The organism is Streptomyces sp. CB03234 (assembly GCF_001905885.1).
In the GTDB taxonomy this organism is placed as follows: Bacteria; Actinomycetota; Actinomycetes; order Streptomycetales; family Streptomycetaceae; genus Streptomyces.
The window spans coordinates 240,653-264,215 of the sequence record NZ_LIYH01000002.1 but is presented as its reverse complement, the minus strand read 5'-3'; the positions used below and the strand labels follow the sequence as shown (position 1 = coordinate 264,215).

The window sequence follows — 23,563 nt, the reverse complement described above, 5'->3', positions numbered from 1 at the left end:
TGTCTCTCACTCCGGGACCGGCGAAACTCCCGGGTCCTCCGTCCGCCAGGATGGGCCCCGAAGAAGGGACCACACGATGCCACTGCCCCGCGCGCGGGTCGCCGCTCCGCTGGTCACCGCCCTGCTCGCGCTGGGTGCCGGCCCGCTGTCGGGGGAACCCTCCCCCATCCCTCCCTCCGCCGTTCTGCCCCGGCTCGTCTCCGAGGGCCACGCCCCGGCCGCCGCGATGCTGTCCGCCTCGCCCACGGCGTCGCAGTTCCAGGCAGCCGGTCCGGGCATCGCCCGCGCCGACCGCTTCCGCGCGGGCAGCATCACCAAGACGTTCATCGCCACGGTCGTGCTCCAACTCGCCGCCGAGGGCAGGCTGAGCCTCGCCGACCCGGTCGACCGCCATCTGCCCGGCCTGGTCCCCGGCGAGGCGGGCCGGCGCGTCACGCTGCGCGCCCTGCTCACCCACACCAGCGGCCTGCCGGACTACACCCACGGCAGCAGTCGCCCGTCACCCACGGCGCGGTCCACCGCTCGGGAGGCCGTCCGCCGCGCTCTGGCCCACCCGCCCGGCCCCGCCGGCCGCTACGCGTACTCCAACACCAACTACGTCCTGCTCGGCCTCGTCATCGAACGGGTCACCGACCACCCCTACGCGGCCGAGGCCCGTCGGCGCATCATCAGCCCGCTGCGCCTCACCGGCACTTCGTTCCCCGGCGCCCGCACGGCTCTGCCTTCGCCGCACGGCCAGGCGTACGACGCCACCGGCCGGGACGTCACCGCGCTCGACCCGCGCACCGCGGACGCCGCGGGCGAACTGGTCAGCACCCTCGACGATCTGAACCGCTTCTACGCCGCCCTGCTCTCCGGCCGCCTCCTCCCCGCACCCCAGCTCCGGCAACTGCTCGACACCGGCCCGGCGAACGGCCGCTACGGCATGGGCATCTACCCGCGCACGCTCTCCTGCGGCACCACGGTGTGGGGCCACAACGGACACATCACCGGCAGCTACGTCCGCACCGCCACGACGCGCGACGGCCGACGTACCGTCACCTTCCGTGTCAATACGGACGCCGTCCCCGACGAAACCCTCGACGCCCTGGAACCAGCCCTCCTCGACGCCGAGTTCTGCCCATGAACCGCACACCCGGTAACCAGGAGCCCCACAAGTCCTCGGCTCCCGGCGCCCAGACCTCGGATGCCGCCGCCGGCCTGGGGTCATCGGAGAACAGGGCCGACAGCGGCATCCGGTTCCCGAGGCCCGAGGCCAGGAGCATCATCGCGCCGGTGCCGCACCGGACTCGTGCTGGCCCGGCGATCCAGGGCGCATCATCCGCTGAAACCGCCGACCCTCCTCGCCGGTCAGCCTGCGGGCACGCACAGGCTCGACCACCGTGCCCCCATGCGGTCGGATCGCACGTGACCGCACATCCGACCGCCGCGACCACCAACCTGGTGGACCTGTGCGCCCACAACGCTAGAGCGGCACGATGTCCGGTGCGCCCAGCCTGGCCGCGTCCGCTGTCAGGTCGTCCGGCTGGCGCTGGGACTCGCGTTCGGCCTCCACCCGTTTCTCGTAGTGCTCCACCTCCTTCTCGATGTGCCCTTCGTCCCAGCCCAGTACCGGCGCCATCAGTTCCGCGCACTCCCGCGCGCTGCGCGTTCCCCGGTCGAAGGTCTCGATCGAGATGCGGGTGCGCCGGGTCAGTACGTCGTCCAGGTGCCGGGCGCCCTCGTGCGACGCGGCGTAGACGACCTCGGCCCGCAGGTAGTCGTCGGCGCCGCCCAGCGGCTCTCCCAGCTTCGGATCGGCGACGATCAGCTCCAGCAGCTCCTCGACGAGCGAGCCGTACCGGTTCAACAGGTGCTCCACGCGCGCGACGTGAAGTCCCGTCCGGGCGGCGATCCGGGCGCGCGCGTTCCACAGGGCCCGGTAGCCCTCGGCGCCCAGCAGCGGCACGTCCTCGGTGACGCAGGAGGCCACCCGCATGTCGAGGCCGTGCACCGCCTCGTCGACCGCGTCCTTGGCCATCACCCGGTACGTCGTGTACTTGCCGCCCGCCACGACGACCAGGCCGGGCACCGGATGGGCCACGGTGTGTTCGCGGGAGAGCTTGCTCGTCGCGTCGGACTCGCCGGCCAGCAGCGGCCGCAGGCCCGCGTACACGCCCTGCACGTCGTCGCGGGTGAGGGGCACCGCCAGCACGCTGTTCACATGCTCCAGCAGGTAGTCGATGTCGGCGCTGGACGCGGCCGGGTGCGCCTTGTCCAGGTCCCAGTCGGTGTCGGTCGTCCCCACGATCCAGTGGCGGCCCCATGGGATGACGAACAGCACGGACTTCTCGGTGCGGAGGATGAGCCCGGTGCTCGAGTGGATCCGGTCCTTGGGCACGACCAGGTGGATGCCTTTCGACGCCCGTACGTGGAACTGGCCCCTCTCCCCGATCAGGGCCTGTGTGTCGTCCGTCCACACCCCGGTCGCGTTGACGACCTGCTTGGCCCGGACCTCGTACTCGCCGCCCGCCTCCACGTCCTGGACGCGGGCACCGACGACACGTTCGCCCTCGCGCAGGAAGCCGATGACGCGTGCCCGGCTGGCGACGTGCGCGCCGTAGCTCGCGGCCGTCCGCACGAGCGTCGCCACGAACCGCGCGTCGTCCATCTGCGCGTCGTAGTACTGCAGCGCCCCGACGAGGGCGTCCCTCTTCAGCGCCGGGGCCACGCGCAGTGCCTGCCGCCGTGACAGGTGCCGGTGCAGGGGCAGTCCGCGCCCGTGTCCGGAGGAGACGGACATCGCGTCGTACAGCGCGACGCCCGTGCCGGCGTAGAGCCGCTCCCAGCCCTTGTGCTGCAGCGGGTAGAGGAACGGCACCGGTTTCACCAGGTGCGGGGCCAGCCGCTCCAGCAGCAGCCCGCGCTCCTTGAGTGCTTCCCGTACGAGCGCGAAGTCCAGCATCTCCAGATAGCGCAGCCCGCCGTGGATCAGTTTGCTCGACCGGCTGGAGGTGCCCGAGGCCCAGTCGCGGGCCTCCACCAGTCCGGTGGCGAGGCCGCGTGTCGCCGCGTCGAGAGCCGTCCCGGCGCCGACGACTCCGGCGCCCACGACCAGCACGTCCAGTTCACGATCGGCCATGGCCGCCAGCGCCTCGGCGCGCTCGGCGGGTCCCAGTGTCGCTGTCCTCACCGCTGCCTCCCGTCGCCCCCGTGTGGTCCCCGTACGGTCCCCGATTGGGCCCCGTGTGGTCGGGCTCACAGACTCGATTCTGTCCCGGCCCTCCGACTTCAGCCACCGCCTGTGGACAACACTCGGCGGAACCACGGCTCACAATGCCGCATAACGGTCATATTTACGCCTAGTCTGACATTGCGCTGCGCTCGTTCTGTCCACAGGACTTGCGCGTCTCGTCCACTCCGGCTACTGGGAAGGACGGCATCACCCATGCCCGCAGACCTCGCCGTCATCGGCCTCGGCCACCTCGGACTGCCCCTCGCCCAAGCCGCCACAGCCGCCGGTATCGACACCATCGGCTACGACACCGACCCGCGCCCCGTGGCGGAGCTGGCGGCCGGCCGTCCACCGGTCGACGGCTCGCTCACCGCCTCGGAGATCCGCCGGATGCTCTCGGGGGGCTTCCGGCCGACCACCAACCCCACCGAACTGGGCCGGGTCCGTACCGCCGTCATCTGCACCCCCACACCCGTCGGTACCGACCGCACACCGGACCTCACCGCCGTCGCCGAGGCGGCGCGCGCACTGGCCGCCCGGCTGCGCCCCAACACCACCGTCCTGCTCGAATCGCCCGTCCACCCCGGCACCACCGAGGACGTGCTGCGCCCGCTGCTCGAAGAAGGCTCGGGCCTCACCGCCGGCCGCGACTTCCACCTCGCGTACTCCCCCGGCCGCCTCGACCCCGGCAACCGCGCCCACGACTTCGCCCACACCCCCAGGGTCATCGGCGGCCTCACCCCCGCCTGCACGGAATCGGCCGCCGCCTTCTACGGCCGCCTCACCGACAAGGTCGTACGGGCCCGCGGCACCCGCGAGGCCGAGACCGTCAAGGTGCTGGAAACCAACTTCCGCCACGTCAACATCGCCCTGGTCAACGAAATGGCGGTGCTCTGCCACGAACTCGGCGTCGACCTGTGGGACGTCATCCGGTGCGCCGAGACCAAACCCTTCGGGTTCCAGGCCTTCCGCCCCGGCCCCGGCGTCGGCGGCCACGGCGTCCCCGTCGACACGATCGGCCCGCACCGCCCGCTGCGCCTGGTGGAGTTCGCGGGCCAGGTCAACGAACGCATGCCGCAGTACGTCATCCAGCGCTGCGCCACGCTCCTCAACGAGCACGGCAAGTCCGCGCGCGGCGCCCGCGTCCTGCTGCTCGGCGTCACCTACAAGCCCGACCTGGCCGACCAGGAGGGCTCCCCCGCGACCGAGATCGCCCGCCGCCTGATGGACATGGGCGCGGTGGTCAGCTACCACGATCCGTACGTCGCCGACTGGCGCGTCCGCGACCTGCCCGTCCCCCGGGCGGACTCCCTGTACGAGGCGGCCGCCGCGGCCGATCTGACGGTCCTGCTCCAGCAGCACCGTACGTACGACCTCCAGGGGCTGGCGGTGAAGGCGCAGCTCCTCCTGGACACCCGCGGGGTCACCCCGGCGGGCGCGGCCCACCGCCTGTAACGGGCCCGGGCGGCACCACGGAGAAAAGCCCGGCCCGATTGTCGGACCGGCCTGCTAGTCTCCGGCCCTCTGAACTCACAGCGATCTTATGCGCACACAAGTGCGTACAGACCTGTGAAAACCAACCCAGGGGGATTCCCAGCATGAGCCAGCCCACCCCGCCGCCCGGCAACCCGTTCGCCGCAGGTCAGGCGCCGTACCCGCCCGCGCCCGCGCCGGCCCCCGCGCGGAACAATGTCGCGCTCGGTGTGGTCGTCGCGCTCGTGGCCGCTCTCGTCGCCGCCGTCGCGTACGGCGCCATCGGTGGCGCGATCGAGCGCGAGATCGGGTACGCCGCGGTCGGCGTCGGCTTCCTGGTCGGCTTCGCCGCCGCGAAGGTCGGTGGCCGCAGCCCGGCGCTGCCCGTCATCGCCGCGATCCTGTCGATCGGTGCCGTCTACCTCGGCCAGCTGGTCGCGATAGCGGTCATCTTCAGCAACCTCGTCGGCGGGTCCGCGCCCGAGATCCTCCTGGAGGACTCCGGCACGCTGATGGACGCGTGGAAGGAAGCCGCGGACGGCATGACGTACCTCTTCCTCGCCCTCGCCGCGGTCACCGCCTTCGCGGGCGCCAAGAAGGCCAACTCCTAGGACGCGGCGTACGCCGAAGGGGCCCGCACCGTCGTCCGGTGCGGGCCCCTCACGCGTACGTACGACCAGCGGGTCAGCGCTTGTGCTGGGCGTCCGCGACGGTGACCTCGACGCGCTGGAACTCCTTGAGCTCGCTGTAGCCCGTCGTCGCCATCGCGCGGCGCAGCGCGCCGAAGAAGTTCATCGACCCGTCCGGCGAGTGCGACGGGCCGGCCAGGATCTCCTCGGTCGTACCGACGATGCCGAGGTCGACCAGCTTGCCGCGCGGCACGTCCTCGTGGACGGCCTCCATGCCCCAGTGGTGGCCCTTGCCCGGCGCGTCGGTCGCCCGCGCGAGCGGGGAGCCGATCATCACCGAGTCGGCGCCGCACGCGATGGCCTTGGGCAGGTCGCCGGACCAGCCCACGCCGCCGTCCGCGATGACGTGGACGTACCGGCCGCCGGACTCGTCCATGTAGTCCCGGCGCGCGGCCGCGACGTCCGCGACGGCGGTGGCCATCGGGACCTGGATGCCCAGCACGTTACGGGTGGTGTGCGCGGCGCCGCCGCCGAAGCCGACGAGGACGCCCGCCGCGCCCGTACGCATCAGGTGCAGGGCGGCGGTGTAGGTGGCGCAGCCGCCGACGATGACGGGGACGTCCAGCTCGTAGATGAACTGCTTCAGGTTCAGCGGCTCGGCGGCGCCCGACACGTGCTCGGCGGAGACGGTCGTCCCGCGGATGACGAAGATGTCCACCCCGGCGTCGACGACTGCCTTGGAGAACTGGGCGGTGCGCTGCGGCGAGAGGGCGGCCGCGGTGACCACGCCCGAGTCGCGCACCTCCTTGATGCGCTGCCCGATCAGCTCCTCCTGGATCGGGGCCGCGTAGATCTCCTGCAGACGGCGGGTCGCGGTCTCCGTGGGGAGCTCGGCGATCTCGTCCAGCAGCGGCTGCGGGTCCTCGTACCGGGTCCACAGGCCCTCGAGGTTGAGGACGCCGAGGCCGCCCAGCTGGCCGATGCGGATGGCGGTCTGCGGGGAGACCACCGAGTCCATGGGAGCGGCCAGGAACGGCAGCTCGAAGCGGTAGGCGTCGATCTGCCAGGCGATCGAGACCTCCTTCGGGTCCCGGGTGCGCCGGCTCGGTACGACGGCGATGTCGTCGAACGCGTACGCCCTGCGGCCGCGCTTGCCGCGCCCGATCTCGATCTCAGTCACGATGTGTGGCCTTTCCCTCTACGTCTGCGCCTACCAGTATCCCCGACACACGCGTGGGGGGCGGTTCCCGGCCGTATGCCGGAACCGCCCCCTACGCGCGCGTGGGCTACTTCCTGAATTACTTCCTGCTGTAGTTCGGCGCCTCGACCGTCATCTGGATGTCGTGCGGGTGGCTCTCCTTGAGGCCCGCCGAGGTGATCCGGACGAACCGGCCGCGATCCTGAAGCTCCGGAACGGTGCGCCCGCCGACGTAGAACATCGACTGGCGCAGGCCGCCGACCAGCTGGTGGACGACCGCGGACAGCGGGCCGCGGAAGGGCACCTGGCCCTCGATGCCCTCGGGCACCAGCTTCTCGTCGGAGGCGACGCCCTCCTGGAAGTACCGGTCCTTGGAGAAGGACCGCTGCTCGCCACGGGACTGCATGGCGCCGAGCGAGCCCATGCCGCGGTACGACTTGAACTGCTTGCCGTTGATGAACATCAGCTCACCCGGCGACTCCTCGCAGCCCGCGAGCAGCGAGCCGAGCATCACCGTGTCGGCGCCCGCGACGAGTGCCTTGGCGATGTCTCCGGAGTACTGCAGGCCGCCGTCGCCGATGACCGGGACGCCCGCCGCCTTGGCGGCCAGGGAGGCCTCGTAGATGGCGGTGACCTGGGGTACGCCGATACCGGCGACCACGCGGGTGGTGCAGATGGAGCCGGGACCGACACCGACCTTGATGCCGTCGACGCCGGCGTCGATCAGCGCCTGGGCGCCGTCGCGAGTGGCGACGTTGCCGCCGATGACGTCCACCGTCGCGTTGGACTTGATCTTGGCGACCATCTCGCCGACCAGCCGCGAGTGTCCGTGCGCGGTGTCGACGACGATGAAGTCGACGCCCGCCTCGATCAGCGCCTGGGCGCGCTCGAAGGCGTCACCCGCGACACCGACAGCGGCGCCGACGAGCAGCCGGCCTTCCTTGTCCTTGGCGGCGTTCGGGTACTTCTCCGCCTTGACGAAGTCCTTGACCGTGATGAGGCCCTTGAGGATGCCCGCGTCGTCGACGAGCGGCAGCTTCTCGATCTTGTGGCGGCGCAGCAGCTCCATGGCGTCGACGCCGGAGATGCCCACCTTGCCGGTGACCAGCGGCATGGGGGTCATGACGTCACGCACCTGCTGGCTGCGGTCGGTCTCGAAGGCCATGTCGCGGTTGGTGACGATGCCGAGGAGCTTGCCGCCCTGGTCGGTGACGGGGACGCCGCTGATGCGGAACTTGCCGCAGATGGCGTCGGCCTCGGCCAGCGTCGCGTCCGGGTGGACGGTGATCGGGTCGGTCACCATGCCGGACTCGGAGCGCTTGACCAGGTCGACCTGGTTGGCCTGGTCGGCGATGGACAGGTTGCGGTGGAGGACACCGACGCCGCCCTGCCGCGCCATGGCGATCGCCATGCGGGACTCGGTGACCTTGTCCATGGCGGCGGACAGCAGCGGGATGTTCACCCGTACGTTCTTGGAGATGTACGAGGAAGTGTCGATCTGGTCGGGTGCCATGTCGGACGCGCCCGGCAGCAGCAGCACGTCGTCGTAGGTCAGCCCGAGTGTCGCGAATTTCTCGGGCACTCCGTCGACGTTGGCAGTCATGACACCTTCCCCAAATGGCCTTGATCGGTGCGGATGTCCATGCTAACGGCCTGCGGCCGTGTCTCATTCCACGAGCAAGATCACCCAGAAGGTTTGTACGTTCACACGTACGGCCCACATCGGGAAGGACGGCTCACTGTTCGGCGAGCGCCCGCAGCCGGCTCAGCGCGCGGTGCTGCGCCACCCGTACCGCCCCGGGGGACATGCCGAGCATCTGGCCGGTCTCCTCGGCGGTCAGGCCGACCGCGACCCGCAGCACCAGCAGCTCACGCTGGTTCTCGGGGAGGTTGGCGAGCAGGCGCTTGGCCCACTCCGCGTCGTCGCTGAGCAGCGCGCGCTCCTCGGGGCCGAGGGAGTCGTCGGGCCGCTCGGGCATCTCGTCGGAGGGCACGGCGGTGGAGCCGGGGTGCCGCATGGCGGCCCGCTGGAGATCGGCGACCTTGTGGCCGGCGATGGCGAACACGAACGCCTCGAAGGGGCGCCCGGTGTCCTTGTAGCGCGGCAGGGCCATCAGCACGGCGACGCAGACCTCTTGGGCCAGGTCCTCGACGAAGTGGCGCGCGTCGCCGGGCAGGCGGTTCAGCCGCGTACGGCAGTACCGCAGGGCCAGGGGGTGGACGTGGGCCAGGAGATCGTGCGTGGCCTGCTCGTCGCCTTCGACCGCACGGTGTACGAGTGCACCGATGGCCCCGTGGGCATGGGCCGCCTCGTCGTCGCGCATCGGTCCATGGTGCCTTGGCGGCTCTTCGCCCGCCTCACCGCGTCCACTGTTGTGCACCGAAGCGTTATGAGCAGGTGCGCCGGACGTCATCTCCTGCGCCCTCCCCTGCCGCTCGATCGACTCGTCCCCGAGGAACTCCACCCTTCAAGGATGCGGCATCGCGCCGGAAACAGATATCGGGCCTCCGCCGCCCCGTCCGCCGGGCGGCGGACGGGGATCGATACGGTCACGCGCTAGCGCACCAGGCCCCAGCGGAATCCGAGCGCGACGGCGTGCGCCCGGTCCGATGCGCCCAGCTTCTTGAAGAGCCTTCTGGCGTGCGTCTTGACCGTGTCCTCGGAGAGGAAGAGCTCGCGGCCGATCTCCGCGTTGGAGCGTCCGTGGCTCATGCCCTCCAGCACCTGGATCTCGCGCGCGGTGAGGGTGGGCGCGGCGCCCATCTCGGCCGAGCGCAGCCGGCGCGGGGCGAGCCGCCAGGTCGGGTCGGCGAGCGCCTGGGTGACCGTGGCCCGCAGCTCGGCGCGCGAGGCGTCCTTGTGCAGGTATCCACGGGCGCCGGCGGCGACGGCGAGCGCCACCCCGTCCAGGTCCTCGGCGACGGTGAGCATGATGATGCGGGCGCCGGGGTCCGCGGAGAGCAGCCGGCGCACGGTCTCCACGCCGCCCAGACCGGGCATGCGTACGTCCATCAGAATCAGGTCCGAGCGGTCCGCGCCCCAGCGGCGGAGGACTTCCTCGCCGTTGGCCGCGGTCGTCACACGCTCGACGCCGGGCACCGTCGCGACGGCGCGGCGGAGCGCTTCTCGGGCAAGCGGGGAGTCGTCGCAGACGAGGACGGATGTCATGGCCGTCCTCCGCAGCTGATGCGCGTCACCTTGAGCCTCCAGGCTGGTTACGTATCGTCACCTGTGCGGTTGACGCCCCCGGACATCTGCCCGAGCGCTTGTTCTTTCAACCGCCTCCGCACTCTCAACGACGGTCACTCGAAAGAGTTACGGGTACGCCCTCCCCCTTCGGCACTCTACGTGAGGGAGCGCGTACGGAGGAGAGCGACGCAGGTCACCGGTGCTTCACTCAGAGCTATGCCCCATTTAGCGGCTTTTCCTTCACTTTGTCGGTGTCTGTGGCTAGATTCGCAATGAGTCATATTTACATCTACTTAGACAGTAGTTGTACGGTCGTGGCTGTATCAGCCCACTCACCCGCTCAGTACCGGAACCAAGGGGACATGCGCTATGGCAGATTTCTCCCGCCTTCCCGGACCCAACGCCGACCTGTGGGACTGGCAGCTGCTCGCGGCCTGCCGGGGGGTCGACAGTTCGCTCTTCTTCCACCCCGAGGGGGAGCGTGGCGCGGCGCGGAGTGCGCGCGAGAACTCGGCGAAAGAGGTCTGCATGCGGTGCCCGGTCCGCGCGCAGTGCGCGGCCCACGCGCTGGCCGTGCGGGAGCCCTACGGCGTATGGGGCGGCCTCACCGAGGACGAACGCGAGGAACTCATGGGACGAGCCCGCAACCGTCTCATCACGACGTCGTCCGGGACGCCGAGCCGCGCCTGAAGGAACGTTTCTGCGCCGGCTCCCGACTCCCAGGCACCCACGCGCGCGTGGAGCGGGTCTACGCCAGGGCGCGCGCGTGGAGCGGGTTTACGCGAGGGCGGCCGCGCGCGTGGAGCGGGCTTACGCGAGGGCGGCCGCGCGCGTCAACTGGTCGAGGGTGGCCGCGACCGCCGGGACCTTGGCCAGGTCGGGGAGGGTGAGGGCGACGATCTCCCGCTCGACGGCCGGTTCCACCGCCACGGTCCTCGCGCCCCGGGGGCGTACCGAGCGGATGGCCAGCTCGGGCAGTACCGCGACCCCGAGGCCCGCGCCGACCAGGCCGATCACCGCCGGGTAGTCATCGGTCGCGAAGTCGATGCGCGGGGTGAAACCGGCGCCCTCGCACACCTCCACGAGTTGGCGCCGGCAGCGCGGGCAGCCCGCGATCCACGACTCCTCGGCCAGTTCCCCGATGGCCACGGCCCCGGCGTCCGCGAGGCGGTGCCCCTCCGGGACCAGGCCGACCAGGCGGTCGGCGAGGAGCGGGCGTACGACGAGGTCGTCCCACTCCGCGACGGCCGGGCGGTAGCGGAACGCGAGCGCCACGTCGCAGTCGCCGTCGCGGAGCATCTCCACCGAGCGGGGCGGCTCCGCCTCGACGAGCGAGACCCGGGTGCCGGGGTGGGCCGCGCGGAGTGCGGCGAGGGCGTTCGGGACGAGGGTGGAGCTGCCGCTGGGGAACGACACCAGCCGGACGCGCCCGGCCCGCAGGCCCGCGATGGCGGCGATCTCCTCCTCGGCGGCCGTGAGGCCCGCGAGGATGCCGGCGGCATGGCGTACGAGCGCCTCGCCGGCCTGGGTCAGCCGCATTTCCCGGCCCGTACGGATCAGCAGCGGCGTGCCCGCCGACGATTCGAGCGCCTTCATCTGCTGGCTCACCGCGGGCTGGGTGCAGCCCAGTTCGCGCGCGGCCGCGGAGAAGGAGCCGGTGGCGGCGACGGCGCGGAGGACGCGCAGATGACGGGCTTCGATCACCCTTTGAATATAAGGCTCGCTTGGGCTGCGCGCGAAATATCCGATGGCTGCTTTGAGGGCGCTCGGGCTAGCGTGTCGTCATGAGAGTTCTCGCCGTCAATGTGGGGCGGCCCAAGGCCGTGGAATACACCGACGCGCCGAGCGGTACGACGGGCATCGACAAGCGGCCGGCCGACGGCCCCGTCCGGGTGGCCGATCCGGGTCCCAAGGGGCAGGGGGCGAGCGGCGTGGCCGGGGACGCGGTCTGCGACCTGCGCCACCACGGCGGGACCCACCAGGCGGTGTACGCGTTCGCGCGCGAGGACCTGGACTACTGGCAGGGCGAGTTGGGGCGCCCGCTGGCCGACGGCGCGTTCGGGGAGAACCTCACCACCTGCGGGATCGATGTCAACGCCGCGCTCATAGGCGAGCGTTGGCGGATCGGTTCGGCGGTGCTGGAGGTGGCGTCCGTGCGCATTCCGTGCCGTACGTTCGCGAGCTGGCTGGGCGAGAGGGGCTGGGTCAGGCGGTTCACGCGACGCGCCGCCCCGGGCCCGTACCTCAGGGTCGTCGAGCCGGGGGAGATCAGCCCGGGTGACGCGATCGAAGTGGTGCACCGGCCGGACCACGAGGTGACGGTCGAGTTGACCTTCCGGGCGTCCACGCTCCAGCGGGAGCTGCTGCCGCGCACGCTCGCGGCGGGCGAGGCGCTGGACCCGGAGGTGCGCGAGGCGGCACTCACGTACGTCGCGAAGACGACCCGTAGCGCCTGAGTCCGCGGCGGGCGGTGCGGCGGATCCCGATACTCCGTACATGTACGGTGGCCCGTCCGCCGCCCCATGGGACCGCGCGCTGCTTCCTCCGCGCGGGGCACTAACGTGCCGCGTATGACGACTGCACTGATTACGGGCGCGACGGCGGGAATCGGGGCCGCCTTCGCGCGGCGGCTGGCGGCGGACGGCCGCGACGTGGTGCTGGTGGCCCGGGATGTGAAGCGGCTCCGGGAACAGGCGACCGAGCTGCACGACCGGCACGGGATCGAGGCCGAGGTCCTGGCGGCCGACCTGGCCGAGGAGGACGGCATCGCGGCCGTGGAGGCACGGCTGTCGGACCGGAAGCGGCCGGTGGACCTGCTGATCAACAACGCAGGGTTCGGCAACAAGGGCCGGTTCCTGGACGTGTCCATGGCCGACGAGCTGAAGATGCTGAAGGTGCACTGCGAGGCGGTGCTGCGGCTGACGGCGGCCGCGACGGCGTCGATGCGGGACCGGGGGCGCGGCGGTGTGGTGAACGTCGCGTCGGTGGCCGCGTTCGTACCGCGTGGCACGTACGGGGCGTCGAAGGCGTGGGTCGTGCAGTTCACCCAGGGCGCGGCGCGCGACCTGGCGGGCAGCGGGGTGCGGCTGATGGCGCTGTGCCCGGGCTTCGTGCGTACGGAGTTCCACGAGCGGGCGGGGATGGGGACGGACAACATCCCGGGCTGGATGTGGCTGGACGCCGACAAACTGGTGGCCGCGGCGCTGGCGGATCTGGCGCGGGGCAGGACGCTGTCCATTCCCGACCCGCGCTACAAGGCGCTGATGGGTGTGGTGAAGCTGGTGCCGCGCAGCGTGCTCGGCGGTGTGAGCTCGCGGGCGGGGCGCAAGTACGGGCCGCAGTAGCCCCCTCTCACTACTGCGACGCGTCTCGTTTCGTCCGGAAATCATGAACGCAGTGGTGATCGAACGTCAATGGTCACGGAACGAATGATCGAAGATCTTGTTATTCGATCAGATCGGGTCGCGGGTGGATTAGGGTCTGACGACGGGCACCGCTCGACCGATCCACCACACCTCGAGGGGGACTTCCGCCGTGCGCGAGAGTGCTGTTGAACGTCACGACCGTCTGCTGGCCCTGGTGCGGGAGCGCGGCACGGCACGGGTCTCGGACCTCGCCGCGCAACTGGGCGTCTCTCCCGTGACCGCACGCCGGGACGTGGAGGCGCTGGCCGCCAAGGGGCTGCTGGACCGGGTGCACGGCCAGGTCTCGTGGCCCCGGGGGCAGGGCGGGGCCGAGCGGCGCGCGGGCGGGGAGCCGGCGGCCGCGGCGCCGGGCAGCGGCCCGGTGCTGGGGCTGCTCGCGCCGTCGGCGACGTACTACTTCGCCGAGGTGATCCGTGGTGCGCGCGAGGCGGCGGCCAGGGCGGGCGCGCGGCTGATCCTGCGGATCTCCGACTACCGGCCGGAGGACGACCGGGCCCGCACCGAGGGCCTGCTGGCCGCGGGGGCCGAGGGGCTGCTGGTGGCGCCGGGCTGGCGGGCGCCGGGCGACCAGGCCGAGCACAGCGACTGGATCGCCGAACTGCCCGTGCCCGCCGTGCTGCTGGAGCGGCGCGCCACGCCCGGTTCGGCGCTGGACGGGCTCGACCGGGTCTCCTCCGACCACCGGCACGGCGTCGTCCTGGCCGTGCGCCACCTGGTGGGGCTCGGGCACCGGTCGCCGCTGCTGGTGGCCCGCGCGGACAGCCCGACCGCGCTGGCGGTGCGGTCGGGATACGCGGAGGCGCTGGGCGCGCTGGGTCTGGACGAGCCGGGCCCGGTGATCGACTCGGTGCCGTCCGAACTGGATCCGGAGGGGTTCGAAGCGGCGGTCCGGGCGCTGCACTCGGCGGTCGCGTCGGGCGCGGCCACCGCGGCCCTGGTGCACAACGACGTGGACGCCATCCAGATGGTGCAGCGCCTCGCCGAGCTGGGCGTACGCGTGCCGGAGGACCTGGCTCTGATCGCGTATGACGACGAGGTCGCCGCCCTCGCCGACACCCCGCTGACGGCGGTCGCCCCGCCGAAGCGGCAGGTGGGCCGGCTGGCCACGGACCTGCTGGTCGAGCGGCTCGCCCAAGCGGCGGCCGACCGCGCCGAGGGCGGCGGCGAGGCCCCCGTCGAGGTGCCGGACGGACGGCCCGAGGAGGATCCCCGGCGGCATGTGACACTCCTGCCCCGGCTGCGGGTGCGGGCCTCGTGCGGGGCGGGGCAACCGAAACCGAACTGATCTTTTTTCGATCAATCAATCTTTCGCTCTTGACTTCGCTCACGAGTGGCTCAATCATCACGGCCACACCTTTCGTGTCGCCGTTCGTTCAGGAGCCCGCCATGAGCCGCAGTTGGAGCAGAACGTCCCCCGCCATAGCCGTCACCGCCACCGCCACCGCCCTCGCCCTGCTCACGGCGTGCGGCGGCGGCAGCGGTGACGACGCCGCGGCCCCCGGGGCCGACGGCAAGCCCGTGACCATCACCTTCTGGGGCTGGGCCAAGGGCTCGAAGGACGTGGTCGACGCGTTCAACGCCTCGCACAAGAACATCCAGGTGACCTTCGAGGAGATCCCCTCCGGCAACGCCGGCGGGTACGCCAAGATCTCCAACGCCGTGAAGGCCGGCAACGCCCCCGACCTCGTCGCCATCGAGTACCCGTCGCTGCCCGAGTTCGTCAGCCAGGGCTCACTGCAGGACATCGGCGCCCACCTGCCGGACGACGTCAAGGCCAAGCTGCTCCCGCAGGCCCTCGAACTCACCACCCTCGGCGGCAAGAACTGGGCCGTCCCCTTCGACGCCGCGCCGCAGGCCTTCTACTACCGCAAGGACCTGTTCGCGAAGTACGGCGTCGACGTCCCCAAGACGTGGGACGAGTTCAAGGCGGCGGCCGAGAAGGTGAAGAAGGCCGACGCCAAGGCCCGGATCGCCACCTTCTTCCCCGACGACCCGACCAGCTTCGAGGCGATGGCCTGGCAGGCCGGCGCCCAGTGGTTCAAGGCCGAGGGCGACACCTGGAAGATCGACACCACCGACGCCGCCACCAACAAGGTCACCGCCTACTGGCAGGGCCTGCTCGACGCCGACCTGGTCCACAGCAACGCCTCCTTCAGCCCCGAGTGGACCGGCTCCCTGAAGAACGGCACCACCCTCGGCTACCTCGGCGCCTCCTGGGGCGCGGGCGTCCTCAAGGGCACCCTGCCCGAGCAGAGCGGCAAGTGGGCCGTCGCCCCGATGCCCTCCTGGGACGGCAAGCCCGCCAGCGGCATGGTCGGTGGCTCCACCTTCGCCGTGACCAAGGACAGCAAGAAGACGGAGGCGGCCGTCGAGTTCGCCACCTGGATGGCCACCACCGAGGAGGGCATCGAGGCCCGGATAGGCTCCGGCACCTCCAGCGCCTTCCCGGCCGCCACCGCCCTGCGCCCCGTCGCCAAGAAGGCCTTCGACGCCGGGTACTTCGGCGGCCAGGACATCTACCAGCTCTTCGAGCAGGCCGGCGCCTCCATCAACCCCAACTGGACCTGGGGCCCGGCCACCGGAACCACCAACCTCGCCATCAAGGACCAGCTCGGCAAGGTCGCGAACGGCGGCACCACCCTCGCCGACGCCGTGAAGACCGGGCACGACGCGACCGTCGCCGAGCTGAAGAAGCGCGGCCTGAAGGTCGAGGGCTGACCCGATGAAGGCCCGCGTCGCCCCCGCCGCCCCGGCAGCCACCGCCGCCCCGGCCGCCCCGGCCACCCCCGCCGCTCCGGCGGGGACCACGGCCACCGCGGCCACCGCGGCCACCGGCAGTCGCCGTAGCGGCGGCCGCGCCCGTACCGGCGCCGCCGCCGTCCTCCTGACCCCCTTCTTCGTCCTGTTCACCGCGGTGATGGTGGTGCCGATCGGATACGCGGTCTGGCTCAGCCTGTTCACCGAGAAGCAGTCGGGGCTGGGCTTCGGTGGCACCGAGACCGTCTTCAGCGGCCTCGACAACTACCTGGCGGCGCTGGGCGACCGGGCCTTCCGCGAGGGCTTCGGCGTCCTGCTCGGATACTGCCTGTTCTACATTCCGCTGCTGCTCGCCGGAGCCCTCGGCCTCGCCCTGCTGCTCGACTCGGCCCTCGCCCGCGCCCGCCGCTTCTTCCAGCTGGCGCTGTTCCTGCCGCACGCCGTGCCCGGCATCATCGCCGCGCTGATCTGGGTGTACCTCTACACGCCCCAGCTCAGCCCGGTCGTGAAGGCCATGGAGTCGGGCGGCATCGGCTTCGACTTCTTCTCGCCCGAAGGCGCCCTCCCCTCCGTGGTCAACATCGCGCTGTGGGAATGGCTCGGCTACAACATGGTCATCTTCTACGCGGCCCTCCAGGCCATCGACCGCTCCGTCCTCGAAGCCGCGACGGTCGACGGGGCGGGTGCCTGGCGCACCGCGTTCAGCATCAAACTCCCGCTCATCCGGGCCTCCTTGGCGATGGTCGCGCTGTTCACCGTCATCGGCTCGCTCCAGCTGTTCACCGAGCCGCTCATCCTCAACAAGGGCACGGGCTCCGCCGTCACCTCCACCTGGACGCCGAACATGTACGCGTACACCGCGGCCTTCGACCGCAACGACTACGGACTCGCGGCCGCCGCGTCCGTCCTCCTCGCGCTCACCGCCGCGCTCCTGTCCTTCGCCGTCACCCGCCTCACGGGCCGCCGGAAGCAGGACCGGAAACAGGACCTGAAGCAGGGCCGGAAGGAGACGCAGGCATGAGCGCGACCGTCACCACCACACCGCCCGCGCGCCCCACCCGCCCGGCGACAGTGAGCACCGCGTCCGCCCGCCGGCCGCCGAGCCGCTGGCTGTCCCAGGCCGCCGTCAACGGCGCCCTGCTGCTGTCCGCCGCCTACATGCTCTTCCCCCTCGTCTGGCTCGTCACCGCCGCCACCAAGGACGCGGGCGGGCTGCTGGCCGGAAACGCCTTCTCCTTCGAGGGCTTCGACCTCGCCGGCAACCTCACCCGGCTCGCCGAGTACGGCGACGGGGTGTACTTCCGCTGGTACCTCAACAGCCTGCTGTACGCGGGCGGCGGGGCGCTGGTCTGCTCGCTGATCTGCGTCGCCGCGGGCTACGCCTTCGACAAGTACGACTTCCGGGGCAAGGAGAAGCTCTTCGGCGCCGTCCTGATGGGCGTGCTGGTCCCGACCACCGCGCTCGCCCTGCCCATGTACCTGCTCGCCAGCCGCACGGGCCTCGTCAACACCTACTGGGCCGTGCTCATCCCCGTCCTGGTCAACCCGTTCGGCGTCTACCTCGCCCGCGTCTTCAGCGCCGGCTACATCCCGAACGAGGCCCTGGAGGCCGCCCGTATCGACGGGGCCGGCGAGCTGCGCGCGTTCTGGTCGATCGGGCTCCGCATGATCATGCCGGGCTTCGTGACCGTCTTCCTCTTCCAGTTCACCGCCATCTGGAACAACTTCTTCCTCCCCCTGGTGATGCTCTCGGACCAGCGGCTCTTCCCCCTGAGCCTCGGCCTGTACGCATGGAACAGCAACGCCCACGCCGAACCCGACTTCTACCCCCTCGTCGTCACCGGCTCCCTGCTCGCCGTCGTCCCCCTGGTCGTCGCCTTCGTCTCGCTCCAGCGCCACTGGAAGGCCGGTCTGACCGCCGGCAGCGTCAAGTGAGGCCGCCATCCGTGCCGCCGTTGAGGAGCTCAGGTCCCACCATGCACCACGCCACTGACAACCGGCCCGCCGAGCAGCGCCCCGCCGTCCTGCTGGCCATGGGCCCCGGCATCGCCGGGCGCCTGCTCACCGACGCCCACCGCGCCCGCCTCGCCGCCCTCGCGCGCACCGACCCGCACCTGGTCGCCCACGACCTGGCCACCCCCACGCCCCGGGTCGCGGCCGCGCTCGCCGAGGCGGAGGTGCTGTTCACCTGCTGGGGCGCGACCCCGCTCACCGCGGCCGTCCTGGACCGTGCCCCGCGCCTCCGCGCCGTCGTCCACGCCGCCGGGTCCGTCAAGCACCACGTCACCGACGCCTGCTGGGAGCGCGGCATCGCGGTGACCTCGGCGGCCGCGGCCAACGCCCTGCCCGTCGCCGAGTACACGCTCGCCACCATCCTGCTGGCCGGCAAGCGCGTCCTGCGCGCCGCGCGGCGGTACGCGGAGCTGCGCGCCGACCACGACTGGCTGAGCGAGCTGGACGACAGCGGCAACCACCGCCGCACGGTCGGCATCGTGGGCGCGTCCCGCATCGGCCGCCGTGTGATCGAACTGCTGCGGCCCTTCGACGTACAGGTGCTGCTGTACGACCCGTACGTCACCCTCGGTGAGGCCGCGGCGCTCGGCGCCGTCCCGGCCGGGCTGGACGAGCTGTGCGCCCGCGCCGACACCGTCTCCATCCACGCGCCGCAACTGCCGTCCACGCGCCATATGATCGGCGCCGAGCAGCTGGCCCTCATGCCGGACGGGGCCACGCTCATCAACACCTCGCGCGGCTCCCTGGTCGACGAGGCCGCCCTGCTCCGGCACCTCACCACGGGCCGTCTCAACGCCGTACTCGACGTCACCGACCCCGAACTCCCGCCGCCCGACTCCCCCCTCTACACGCTCCCCAACGTCCTGCTCACCCCGCACATCGCGGGCTCGCTCGGCAATGAGCTGCACCGCATGGCGGACCAGGCGCTGGACGAGCTGGAGCGGTACGTGAAGGGCGCGCCGTTCGAGGATCCGGTGCGGCCGTCGCAGCTGAGCCGCTCGGCCTAGCCGAGGGAAACGACGAGGCGAAACGACGAGGCCCGGTGCCCCCGCGACGGGGGCACCGGGCCTCGTAACGCTCAGGCAGGCGTCAGTGGGAGTGGCCGTGACCGTGGCCGTGGCCCGCGTCCGCCGACTCCTCTTCCTTCTTCTCGACGACCAGGGTCTCGGTCGTGAGCAGCAGGGAGGCGATGGAGGCGGCGTTCTCCAGGGCCGAGCGGGTGACCTTGACCGGGTCGATGACGCCGGCCTTGACCAGGTCGCCGTACTCGCCGGTGGCGGCGTTGAAGCCCTGGCCCTTGTCGAGCTCGGACACCTTGGAGGTGATGACGTAGCCCTCGAGGCCCGCGTTCTCGGCGATCCAGCGCAGCGGCTCGACGGCGGCGCGGCGGACGACGGCGACACCGGTGGCCTCGTCGCCCTCCTTGCCGAGGTTGCCGTCCAGCACCTTGACGGCGTGGACGAGCGCGGAGCCACCACCGGAGACGATGCCCTCCTCGACCGCGGCGCGGGTCGCGGAGATGGCGTCCTCCAGACGGTGCTTCTTCTCCTTCAGCTCCACCTCGGTGGCGGCGCCGACCTTGATCACGCACACGCCGCCGGCCAGCTTCGCGAGGCGCTCCTGGAGCTTCTCGCGGTCCCAGTCGGAGTCCGTGGTCTCGATCTCGGCCTTGATCTGCGCGACACGGCCCTGCACGTCCTCGGACTTGCCGCCGCCGTCGACGATCGTCGTGTCGTCCTTGGTGACGGTGACGCGGCGGGCGGTGCCCAGCACGTCCAGACCGGCCTGGTCGAGCTTGAGGCCGACCTCCTCGGCGATGACGGTGGCGCCGGTGAGGGCGGCCATGTCGCCGAGCATCGCCTTGCGGCGGTCGCCGAAGCCGGGGGCCTTGACCGCGACGGCGTTGAACGTGCCGCGGATCTTGTTGACGACCAGGGTCGACAGGGCCTCGCCCTCGACGTCCTCGGCGATGATCAGGAGCGGCTTGGAGGAGCCGGCCTGGATGACCTTCTCCAGCAGCGGGAGCAGGTCGGTGATCGCGGAGATCTTGCCCTGGTGGATCAGGATGTACGGGTCGTCGAGGACGGCCTCCATACGCTCCTGGTCGCTGACCATGTACGGGGACAGGTAGCCCTTGTCGAAGGCCATGCCCTCGGTGAAGTCCAGCTCCAGGCCGAAGGTGTTGGACTCCTCGACGGTGATGACACCGTCCTTGCCGACCTTGTCCATCGCCTCGGCGATGAGCTCGCCGACCTGCTGGTCCTGCGCGGAGAGCGCGGCCACGGCGGCGATGTCGGCCTTGTCGTCGATCGGGCGGGCCGAGGCGAGCAGCTCGTCGGAGACGGCCTTGACCGCGGCGTCGATGCCCTTCTTCAGGGCGGCCGGGGAGGCGCCCGCGGCGACGTTGCGCAGACCCTCGCGGACCAGCGCCTGGGCCAGGACGGTGGCGGTGGTGGTGCCGTCACCCGCGATGTCGTTGGTCTTGGTCGCCACCTCCTTCACCAGCTGGGCGCCGAGGTTCTCGTACGGGTCCTCGATCTCGACCTCGCGGGCGATCGTGACACCGTCGTTGGTGATGGTCGGGGCGCCGAACTTCTTGTCGATGACGACGTTGCGGCCCTTGGGGCCGATCGTCACCTTGACCGTGTCGGCAAGCTTGTTGACGCCGCGCTCAAGGGCGCGACGGGCGTCCTCGTCGAACTTCAGGATCTTCGCCATGGGAGCGATTCAGCCCTCTCGGAACTCTGGTTGACGAACCGCGCCCCTCGCCGCCCGGCAATGTGTCATCAGCGGGGGCCAGGGGCGCAGCTCAAAAGCAATCTTGCTCGGGTGACTTACTTCTCGACGATCGCGAGCACGTCGCGAGCCGAGAGGACGAGGTACTCCTCGCCGCTGTACTTCACCTCGGTGCCGCCGTACTTGCTGTACAGCACGATGTCGCCGGTCTTGACGTCGAGCGGCAGGCGCTCGCCGTTCTCGAAGCGGCCCGGGCCCACGGCCAGGACGACGCCCTCCTGGGGCTTCTCCTTGGCGGTGTCCGGGATGACCAGGCCAGAGGCCGTGGTCTGCTCGGCGTCGAGCGGCTGGACCACAATGCGGTCCTCGAGCGGCTTGATGGCAACCTTGGAGCTGGTGGTCGTCACGATCCGACCTCCCCCTTCGGAGATCTCACGGGGTTAACTGTCTGAGGTGGCGACCAGGTGGATCCGTCGTCGCGGGTGCCGGACCTGCCCGTCGCTGTGTTGGCACTCTCCGGTGGGGAGTGCCAGAGCCGAGACTATGACCGCGATTAGCACTCGGTCAAGCGGAGTGCCAATTCACCGCCCGGTCGTGGCGCCATCCGGCCCCTGGAGTCCGGCCGCCGGGCCGATCATCTCCGCGTACGCGGCCCGCGCGTGCGGCTCGTACGCGGCCCGTACGCGGCTCACACGTAGTCCTCCAGCCTGGCCACCGCGTACCCCTTGGCCGTGACGACGTCCATCACCTGCCGGATCATGTCCGGCATGGTGCCGTTCCAGTCCTCCCTGCCCCGGAAATGGGTGAGGATGATGTCACCGGGATGCAGGTCCCGGTCCCACTCGCGCCACTCCATATGGTCGGGAAAAGCCTCGGCCGCCCATAGGGGCACGGCTCTGACGCCGCAGGATCGCGCGGCGCGCAGGGTGTCGGCGTTGTAGTTGCCGTAGGGCGGGCGGAAGAGCGGCGGGCGCTTGCCGAACCGCTTCTCGATGATGTCCTGCTGCCCGCAGATCTCGCGCTTCTGCTCCGCGTACGAAAGGGCGGGCATGTAGCGGTGGTTGAGGGTGTGGTTGTGCAGGGCCACGCCCTTGTCCTGCATCCGCTTGAAGTAGCCGTAGTCCTCCTTGACCAGGTAGTCGCTGAGGAAGGCGCTGTAGGGGATGTCCAGTTCGTCCATCATCCTCAGCAGCTCGGGGTCCTTTTCCGCGCCGTCGTCGATCGTCAGGAACACGATGCGTTCGGTGGTCGGGACGGTGGTGAAGACGGGCGGGAGGGTGGGGTCGCCGACCCCGAAGCCCTTGCGGAAGGTGAGGTGCGGCTTGTCGGCCGCCGCCGGGGGCGGGGGCGCCGCCAGGGGGGCGGCCCTGAGGCCCCACTTCCTGGCGGCGAGGGCGCGGGCGGCCCGGGCGCGTTTGGTCTTCTCCACGTACGCGGTGAGGGCGCCGGCCGCGTCGGGGGGCTGCTGGGGCTGCTGGCCGGCGGCGGGCTCGACGGTGCCGCCACCCGCCGCGGGACCCGCCCCCGGCCCCGCTCCCACGCCTCCTGTGCCGGTTCCCGCCGCGCATGCGGAACCGAGCGCCGCGACGACCAGGGCGGCGAGCAGAACCCGAGCCCGCTTGCTTACCGTTTGACCTTTTTGTCGTACTAGCTGCATGGCGCCGCATCCTGTCAGCGCGCCGCCCCGACCACCGGCCGACACCGCCGCCTGACGCGCACCATCCCCCGCCTGGCCCACAATGGGCCGGGTGACCGATCTCGCCGCCTTCTCCGCGCTCCTCACCGACGAGGGCCAGGCCCTGCTCACCGCCCTGCGCGACTACACCCCCTCCCAGGAGCTGGCGGTCGCCTCCCGGCTGCGCCGCGAGCACCCCGCCGACCTGGTCACGGCGGCGATCGCACAGGCCCGGCTGCGGCAGCGGGCGGTGGCGAAGTTCGGCGAGCAGGACGCGCACCGGATGTACTTCACGCCCGGCGGCGTCGAACAGTCCACCCGCAGGCCGGTCGCCGAGCACCGCGCCGCCGCCTTCGCCCGCCTCGGCGTACGCAGCGTCGCCGACCTGTGCGGCGGGATCGGCGGCGACGCGATCGCGCTCGCCCGCGCCGGCATCCGGGTCCTCGCCGTCGACCGCGACCCGCTGACGGCCGAGGCCGCCCGCGCGAACGCCGCCGCGCTGGGCCTGGCGGACCTGATCGAGGTGCGCTGCACGGACGTGACGGAGGTCGACACCTCCCCGTACGACGCGGTCTTCGTCGACCCGGCACGGCGCGGCGGCCGGGGGCGCGTGTTCGACCCGGAGGCGTACTCCCCGCCCCTCTCCTGGGCGATCGACGCGGCCCGCAAGGCCCCGCACGCCGCGCTGAAGATCGCCCCCGGCATCCCCCACGAGACGATCCCGCCGGAGGCCGAGGCGGAGTGGGTCTCCGACGGCGGCGACGTGAAGGAGGCGGTGCTGTGGTTCGGCACCCGCCCCGGCACGATCACCGCCACCCTCCTGCCCGGCCCGCACACCCTCACCGGCCGGGGCCTGCCCAACCCGCCCGTCCGCCCCGTCGGCCGCTTCCTGTACGAGCCGGACGGCGCCGTCATCCGCGCGCACCTGGTCGCGGAGGTCGCCGAGGAGATCGGCGGCGGCCTGGTCGACGAGACGATCGCGTACATCACGGCGGACGAGCCGCGCCCCACGCCGTACGCCACCGCGTACGAGATCACCGACGAGCTGCCCTTCAGCCTCAAGAAGCTCAAAGCCCTGCTGCGCGAACGGGAAGTCGGCACCCTGACGGTGAAGAAGCGCGGCTCGGCGGTCGAGCCGGAGGAACTGCGCCGCAAGCTCAAGCCCAAGGGCCCGAACGCGGCCACGGTGTTCCTGACCCGGGTGGCGGGGGCGCCGACGATGCTGCTCGGCCGGCCCGTGCGGTAGGGCGGTC

21 protein-coding genes are annotated in these 23,563 nt (G+C 71.5%); 12 read left to right on the top strand and 9 right to left on the bottom strand.

Annotated elements, in window-relative coordinates:
• Positions 1-76: 76 nt before the first annotated feature.
• Complete coding sequence (locus tag AMK26_RS08055; protein ID WP_073753573.1) at positions 77-1,126, top strand: serine hydrolase domain-containing protein; 1,050 nt, start codon at positions 77-79, stop codon at positions 1,124-1,126.
• Between the two features lie 339 nt (positions 1,127-1,465).
• Here AMK26_RS08055 and AMK26_RS08050 read toward each other — a convergent pair whose 3' ends face one another.
• Positions 1,466-3,172, bottom strand: coding sequence for a glycerol-3-phosphate dehydrogenase/oxidase (locus tag AMK26_RS08050; protein WP_073753571.1), 1,707 nt, complete (start codon positions 3,170-3,172; stop codon positions 1,466-1,468).
• Positions 3,173-3,427: 255 nt separating this feature from the next.
• Here AMK26_RS08050 and AMK26_RS08045 point away from each other — a divergent pair, with 255 nt between their 5' ends.
• Entirely contained in the window at positions 3,428-4,669 is a 1,242-nt protein-coding gene (locus tag AMK26_RS08045; RefSeq protein ID WP_073753569.1) for a nucleotide sugar dehydrogenase, read from the top strand.
• 143 nt (positions 4,670-4,812) lie between these two features.
• Positions 4,813-5,298 (top strand): hypothetical protein, encoded by a 486-nt coding sequence (locus AMK26_RS08040; protein WP_073753567.1) that lies wholly within the window; start codon positions 4,813-4,815, stop codon positions 5,296-5,298.
• Between the two features lie 73 nt (positions 5,299-5,371).
• Here the strand turns inward: AMK26_RS08040 and AMK26_RS08035 are convergent, their stop codons facing one another.
• From AMK26_RS08035 to AMK26_RS08020, 4 genes are all read right to left on the bottom strand, one after another.
• Positions 5,372-6,496 carry a GuaB3 family IMP dehydrogenase-related protein gene (locus AMK26_RS08035; protein ID WP_073753565.1) on the bottom strand — a complete coding sequence of 375 codons (1,125 nt, stop codon included), beginning with the start codon at positions 6,494-6,496 and terminating at the stop codon, positions 5,372-5,374.
• Between the two features lie 118 nt (positions 6,497-6,614).
• Positions 6,615-8,117: an IMP dehydrogenase gene (guaB, locus tag AMK26_RS08030; RefSeq protein WP_073753563.1), complete on the bottom strand. Its 1,503-nt coding sequence runs from the start codon at positions 8,115-8,117 to the stop codon at positions 6,615-6,617.
• A 133-nt stretch (positions 8,118-8,250) separates the two neighbouring features.
• Complete coding sequence (locus AMK26_RS08025) at positions 8,251-8,838, bottom strand: sigma-70 family RNA polymerase sigma factor (protein WP_073753561.1); 588 nt, start codon at positions 8,836-8,838, stop codon at positions 8,251-8,253.
• A gap of 233 nt (positions 8,839-9,071) precedes the next feature.
• Positions 9,072-9,683, bottom strand: coding sequence for a response regulator transcription factor (locus tag AMK26_RS08020; RefSeq protein WP_003948568.1), 612 nt, complete (start codon positions 9,681-9,683; stop codon positions 9,072-9,074).
• Between the two features lie 390 nt (positions 9,684-10,073).
• Here AMK26_RS08020 and AMK26_RS08015 point away from each other — a divergent pair, with 390 nt between their 5' ends.
• A complete protein-coding gene (locus AMK26_RS08015) occupies positions 10,074-10,394 on the top strand; it encodes a WhiB family transcriptional regulator (protein ID WP_073753559.1) in 321 nt (106 codons plus the stop codon).
• A gap of 120 nt (positions 10,395-10,514) precedes the next feature.
• Here AMK26_RS08015 and AMK26_RS08010 read toward each other — a convergent pair whose 3' ends face one another.
• Positions 10,515-11,408, bottom strand: a complete 894-nt coding sequence (locus AMK26_RS08010; protein ID WP_073753557.1) for a LysR family transcriptional regulator — start codon at positions 11,406-11,408, stop codon at positions 10,515-10,517.
• An 80-nt stretch (positions 11,409-11,488) separates the two neighbouring features.
• Here AMK26_RS08010 and AMK26_RS08005 point away from each other — a divergent pair, with 80 nt between their 5' ends.
• The 7 genes from AMK26_RS08005 (at position 11,489) to AMK26_RS07975 (ending at position 18,906) form a co-directional block, all read left to right on the top strand.
• The gene (locus tag AMK26_RS08005) at positions 11,489-12,160 is read left to right on the top strand and encodes an MOSC domain-containing protein (protein ID WP_073753555.1); all 672 of its coding nucleotides are present in this window, start codon (positions 11,489-11,491) and stop codon (positions 12,158-12,160) included.
• A gap of 114 nt (positions 12,161-12,274) precedes the next feature.
• Complete coding sequence (locus AMK26_RS08000; protein ID WP_073753553.1) at positions 12,275-13,048, top strand: SDR family NAD(P)-dependent oxidoreductase; 774 nt, start codon at positions 12,275-12,277, stop codon at positions 13,046-13,048.
• Between the two features lie 190 nt (positions 13,049-13,238).
• Positions 13,239-14,414 (top strand): substrate-binding domain-containing protein, encoded by a 1,176-nt coding sequence (locus AMK26_RS07995; protein WP_073753551.1) that lies wholly within the window; start codon positions 13,239-13,241, stop codon positions 14,412-14,414.
• Between the two features lie 101 nt (positions 14,415-14,515).
• A complete protein-coding gene (locus AMK26_RS07990; protein WP_073753549.1) occupies positions 14,516-15,847 on the top strand; it encodes an ABC transporter substrate-binding protein in 1,332 nt (443 codons plus the stop codon).
• Between the two features lie 4 nt (positions 15,848-15,851).
• A complete protein-coding gene (locus tag AMK26_RS07985; protein ID WP_241837826.1) occupies positions 15,852-16,907 on the top strand; it encodes a carbohydrate ABC transporter permease in 1,056 nt (351 codons plus the stop codon).
• Positions 16,904-17,821: a carbohydrate ABC transporter permease gene (locus tag AMK26_RS07980; protein WP_079277491.1), complete on the top strand. Its 918-nt coding sequence runs from the start codon at positions 16,904-16,906 to the stop codon at positions 17,819-17,821. Before AMK26_RS07985 ends, AMK26_RS07980 begins: the two co-directional genes overlap by 4 nt.
• Before the next feature lie 41 nt (positions 17,822-17,862).
• A complete protein-coding gene (locus AMK26_RS07975) occupies positions 17,863-18,906 on the top strand; it encodes a hydroxyacid dehydrogenase (protein ID WP_073753547.1) in 1,044 nt (347 codons plus the stop codon).
• Between the two features lie 82 nt (positions 18,907-18,988).
• On the opposite strand, the gene groL is transcribed toward AMK26_RS07975, so the two are convergent.
• The 3 genes from groL to AMK26_RS07960 all read right to left on the bottom strand — a co-directional run bounded on the left by groL (position 18,989) and on the right by AMK26_RS07960 (position 22,292).
• Entirely contained in the window at positions 18,989-20,617 is a 1,629-nt protein-coding gene (gene groL / locus AMK26_RS07970; protein ID WP_073753545.1) for a chaperonin GroEL, read from the bottom strand.
• Positions 20,618-20,733: 116 nt separating this feature from the next.
• Positions 20,734-21,042: a co-chaperone GroES gene (gene groES / locus AMK26_RS07965; RefSeq protein WP_010471835.1), complete on the bottom strand. Its 309-nt coding sequence runs from the start codon at positions 21,040-21,042 to the stop codon at positions 20,734-20,736.
• A gap of 281 nt (positions 21,043-21,323) precedes the next feature.
• A complete protein-coding gene (locus AMK26_RS07960) occupies positions 21,324-22,292 on the bottom strand; it encodes a polysaccharide deacetylase family protein (protein ID WP_073753543.1) in 969 nt (322 codons plus the stop codon).
• An 82-nt stretch (positions 22,293-22,374) separates the two neighbouring features.
• Here AMK26_RS07960 and AMK26_RS07955 point away from each other — a divergent pair, with 82 nt between their 5' ends.
• Positions 22,375-23,556 carry a class I SAM-dependent methyltransferase gene (locus tag AMK26_RS07955; RefSeq protein ID WP_107420894.1) on the top strand — a complete coding sequence of 394 codons (1,182 nt, stop codon included), beginning with the start codon at positions 22,375-22,377 and terminating at the stop codon, positions 23,554-23,556.
• Positions 23,557-23,563 lie beyond the last annotated feature (7 nt).

Coding starts and splice junctions, on each gene's coding strand:
- AMK26_RS07955 (WP_107420894.1), top strand. CDS start 22,375: ATGGGCCGGGTGACCGATCTCGCCGCCTTCTCCGCGCTCCTCACCGAC.
- AMK26_RS07990 (WP_073753549.1), top strand. CDS start 14,516: ATGAGCCGCAGTTGGAGCAGAACGTCCCCCGCCATAGCCGTCACCGCC.
- AMK26_RS08000 (WP_073753553.1), top strand. CDS start 12,275: ATGACGACTGCACTGATTACGGGCGCGACGGCGGGAATCGGGGCCGCC.
- AMK26_RS08020 (WP_003948568.1), bottom strand. CDS start 9,683: ATGACATCCGTCCTCGTCTGCGACGACTCCCCGCTTGCCCGAGAAGCG.
- AMK26_RS08015 (WP_073753559.1), top strand. CDS start 10,074: ATGGCAGATTTCTCCCGCCTTCCCGGACCCAACGCCGACCTGTGGGAC.
- AMK26_RS08005 (WP_073753555.1), top strand. CDS start 11,489: ATGAGAGTTCTCGCCGTCAATGTGGGGCGGCCCAAGGCCGTGGAATAC.
- AMK26_RS07975 (WP_073753547.1), top strand. CDS start 17,863: ATGCACCACGCCACTGACAACCGGCCCGCCGAGCAGCGCCCCGCCGTC.
- AMK26_RS08045 (WP_073753569.1), top strand. CDS start 3,428: ATGCCCGCAGACCTCGCCGTCATCGGCCTCGGCCACCTCGGACTGCCC.
- groL (WP_073753545.1), bottom strand. CDS start 20,617: ATGGCGAAGATCCTGAAGTTCGACGAGGACGCCCGTCGCGCCCTTGAG.
- guaB (WP_073753563.1), bottom strand. CDS start 8,117: ATGACTGCCAACGTCGACGGAGTGCCCGAGAAATTCGCGACACTCGGG.
- AMK26_RS08055 (WP_073753573.1), top strand. CDS start 77: ATGCCACTGCCCCGCGCGCGGGTCGCCGCTCCGCTGGTCACCGCCCTG.
- AMK26_RS07980 (WP_079277491.1), top strand. CDS start 16,904: ATGAGCGCGACCGTCACCACCACACCGCCCGCGCGCCCCACCCGCCCG.
- AMK26_RS08025 (WP_073753561.1), bottom strand. CDS start 8,838: ATGCGCGACGACGAGGCGGCCCATGCCCACGGGGCCATCGGTGCACTC.
- AMK26_RS07985 (WP_241837826.1), top strand. CDS start 15,852: ATGAAGGCCCGCGTCGCCCCCGCCGCCCCGGCAGCCACCGCCGCCCCG.
- AMK26_RS07960 (WP_073753543.1), bottom strand. CDS start 22,292: ATGCAGCTAGTACGACAAAAAGGTCAAACGGTAAGCAAGCGGGCTCGG.
- AMK26_RS08040 (WP_073753567.1), top strand. CDS start 4,813: ATGAGCCAGCCCACCCCGCCGCCCGGCAACCCGTTCGCCGCAGGTCAG.